This is a genomic window from Succinivibrio sp. (assembly GCF_045124615.1).
Classification (GTDB): Bacteria; Pseudomonadota; Gammaproteobacteria; order Enterobacterales; family Succinivibrionaceae; genus Succinivibrio; species Succinivibrio faecicola.
In genome coordinates this window covers 1-3784 of the sequence record NZ_JBGVMC010000183.1, presented here as the reverse complement: position 1 = coordinate 3784, position 3784 = coordinate 1, and the positions used below count along the sequence as shown (strand labels likewise).

Sequence of the window (3784 nt, the reverse complement as noted above, 5' to 3'; positions counted from 1 at the left end):
TAGCATCCATATAATATTTATATTCTACTGTTCCGTCTTCTTTTTCTATTCCAATTGGACTAATTAACTTACATAAAGTATCTATTTTACCTTCTGCTACACAATATATTAAACCATTTAAACCTAATCTTCTTAATGCTTTACCATTAACTTTACCACTTTCAAATTGTTTAATAGTTTCTTCTATGCATAGTAATTCATCTCTTTTTATACTATGTTTTTCATAAAATTCATATGATCTAATCATATAAAAACACCCCTTTAATACGAGGTGTATATTACCATATTTTATTAAAATATGCAAAATTATTTCTTAAACGGTACTAATAATACAGTAGTAGAATCACTAGTATCTATTTTATCTATAACTTCTTTAGCAACACTTAATTTTAAACTATTATAAACATCATACATATCATCAAATACTTTATCATACATTACTAAACCTTCACATATATCACTATTAACATATTCAATATCATCATAATCGTTAATTAATGCTGCTATATTAGCTCTAATTCTTCTTTTTATCTCTTCTTTAGTTAAAGTTAAATTATTCATTTTTTCTTTAACAATTGGAATTACTTCTGTAGGATACTTAGTTTCTATTCCCACTTCAATAGTTACTAAACCATTAAATATATCTCTACTAGCACCAATACTAGTTACTAACTCTTTTTCTAGTAACTCTTCACGTAATAAAGAAGTTGAACCGAAATTATTTCTAAGTACAATACTTAAATATACATTTAATAGCATTGGATCAATATCTCTTAAGGTATTCAAACCATCATAATTGTCACCAATACCAAAAGTATTCAAGACTTTCTCTGTCTGATTAAATGCTCTTCTTTTACTGCTCTTATGTGTAAAATCTGAAAATGGATAATTTAAAATTGTGCCACTTTGTAAAAATGCTCTTTTAAACAATCCATCAGCAAGTGGGGATATGACAAGTGCTGATGCAGCCATAGCTCCTGCAGAATGTCCTGCAATTGTGATATTCGAAGGATCGCCACCAAAACTTTCAATATTCTGATTGACCCATTTTAAAGCTTCAAGAATATCAAGATGTCCGAAATTACCTGTTGTACCGTACTGACTGTATGTCTGAACAGTTGCCATGAATCCCTGAAACTGCAGTCTGTAATTGAGAGTTACAACAATTACACCATTTTCAACAAAAGAATCTGCAGAGCTTACCGATGTTGCAGCTGATCCCTGAACATAAGCTCCACCATGGATCCAGAAGAGCACAGGAAGTTTGTCGGTTTCTGATATATTCTTTGGTCTAAAGATATTAAGGCACAGACTATCATCTCCCATACCGTATTTCTGTACTAAAGCATCAGAAACACTCTGATAGGACATTTTGCAGTATCTGTCTGCTCTGTATATGTTTGCAAAAGGCTCTATTTTTGATGGAGGAGCATATCTTAGATTACCTACAGGAGCCTTTGCATACGGAATGCCTAAGAACTGCTCTGATGCGATTGTCTCTCTGCCTTCAATATAGCCTACAGGAGTTTTTACAACTGGTCTTGCATAGGATACATTAAATACGAACACTAAAGAGAGAAGCAATGTCAGCAATACACGATGTATCATATGAAAACCTGTACTCAAATAAATTAAAATTAAAAATGTTCTTTTAATACATTAAGAACAGTTTCAAGATTGTTCTTATCACCTATATCTAGTCTGAATTTGTTCTTTGAAACATTATCCTTTGATAAAGAGCCTCTAAGCCATGTCATCTGATGCTTTGCAAGATGTGCTGTAGCATTTACACTAAGCTCAATCATCTTGTCATAATCATACTGACCTTCAAGGTATTCAAATACCTGTCTGTAACCTACCGATCTCATTGAAGGCATATCAAGATGCAGATCGCCCCTTGCTCTTAGCAATTCAACCTCATGAACAAAACCGTCATCGAGCATTTTTAAAAATCTTTTCTTTATAAGAGATCTAAGTTCTGTTCTGTCATCATCTTTTGGAAGCAGAATAAATTCAACTCTATCAAAAGGACACTTATCACCTGATTTTTCAAAAAAAGAACTCATAGGCTTTCCTGTCATATAATAAACTTCAATAGCCCTTGAAATTCTCTGTTTGTCATTTGGATTTAATCTTCTGTAAGCATCCTCATCAAACTGCTTTAATAGAGAATGCATATATGGCCAGCCATGTTCATTAGCCTCAGATAGTACGCGCTCACGAACTTCCTTTGTTGAAGGAGGAACTGGTGATAAACCATCTACAAGAGCCTTGTAGTACATCATTGTTCCACCGCAGATTATAGGAACATGACCTCTATTGCATATATCATCAACTAATCTTATACAGTCTTCTCTAAAATCGGCTGCACTGTAACTTTCTTTAGGATCACAGATGTTGATAAGATGATGAGGAGCAATTGCCATCTCTTCTTTTGTAGGTTTTGCAGAGCCTATATCCATCTGAGTATATACGAGTGCAGAATCAAGGCTGATTATTTCAGCTTTCAAGAATTTGCAAAGATCCAATGCAAGTGCGGTTTTTCCTGATGCTGTTGGTCCTAAGATCACTATTGCTTTATTTTTCATTACCGTACCGCTGTATTCTTATTATCTTTTCAAAATTCAATTCTGCCATAACATCAGAATCTTTTGATGATGACTCAAAAGAATCAACAGATTCAAGAACAGAATTGACATCAATTAAGGAAGAATCTGTAAGTGCCATCAAATCTGATAACTGTACAGGGATCTGATCATCTTCAATACTCTTAAATGATGCACATATCAGTTTTAATGCCTTAGCAGCATATTCTGCAAGCTGGCATCCTTTCATCATTTCAGGTATCTGAATGATTTCTACCTTTGTTTTATACAGTTTTAGCACAAATCCGCATTTTTTTACTGCATTTTCTGCAGTTTTAAGAGCTTTTACAAAAATTTCATCTGTAACAAGTGTAAAAGGCAGTGTAAGTTTGACTGTTTTAAGTTCAGATGAGATTACACTTCTTGAAAATTCCAAAGAGAGCTTTTTCCTTTTCAGATTATTAATATTCAAAAGGAAGAATTTTCCTCTATATCTTACTAGTAGTGTATCGTCTGCAACAGAATCTAAAACTGCTAAATTATCAGCATACTCTGTCTTTAACTGAGAAAATGATTCAGATACGAAGTTCTTGTTTGCAAGAGAAGAGCTTTTAACAGAATCCTGATAAAAAGCAGAACTTTGTATTACCTTATCAAGATAATCAGAATAGTTCTTTACATTATCAGATGTATTATTATTAATTACACTATCGCTATTTAGAAAATTACTGTTTTTCAGAACTAGTGAGTCTGATCTGTTAAATGAAGATACGCCTTTTGGAAAAGTAGGAAGATCTTTTGAATCAATATCAAAAGAAGAAACATGAGAAACTGCACTGACATCATTTAACTGATTATCAGGACCTATGCCATATTTTCTTAGAGCAAGAACAATATTGTCTACTATAAGATCATGAATTAGTGACGAATTGTGAAAGCGAACCTCATCCTTTCTTGGATGAACATTCACATCAACCTCACTAGGATCTACCGAGAAATAAAGAACACATCTTATAGGTAGAGTTTTACCAAGAACCTCAAAGAATGCTTCTTTAAGAGCATGAGTCACAAGCTTATCTGCAATAGGTCTGCCATTCAAGAATAAATATATCTGCTCTGAAACTGCATCTGTCTCTTTTGGAGGTTCAAGCATCATTCCTTCAATCTGTATTGCAGGATCCTCGCATATAACACTGATT

General features: G+C 33.2%; 3 protein-coding genes and 1 pseudogene. All 4 read right to left on the bottom strand.

Going from position 1 to position 3784, the window contains the following annotated elements:
- On the bottom strand, nucleotides 1–247 hold a 247-nt coding region (locus ACJML3_RS04720), incomplete at its 3' end, for a hypothetical protein (RefSeq protein ID WP_406021060.1).
- Nucleotides 248–306: 59 nt separating this feature from the next.
- The gene (locus ACJML3_RS04715; RefSeq protein ID WP_406021058.1) at nucleotides 307–1608 is read right to left on the bottom strand and encodes a carboxylesterase family protein; all 1302 of its coding nucleotides are present in this window, start codon (nucleotides 1606–1608) and stop codon (nucleotides 307–309) included.
- 29 nt (nucleotides 1609–1637) lie between these two features.
- Nucleotides 1638–2588, bottom strand: coding sequence for a tRNA (adenosine(37)-N6)-dimethylallyltransferase MiaA (gene miaA / locus ACJML3_RS04710; RefSeq protein WP_406021056.1), 951 nt, complete (start codon nucleotides 2586–2588; stop codon nucleotides 1638–1640).
- Nucleotides 2578–3784, bottom strand: a pseudogene (locus ACJML3_RS04705) (hypothetical protein); the annotation flags it as partial. The gene miaA and the pseudogene ACJML3_RS04705, both read right to left, overlap by 11 nt.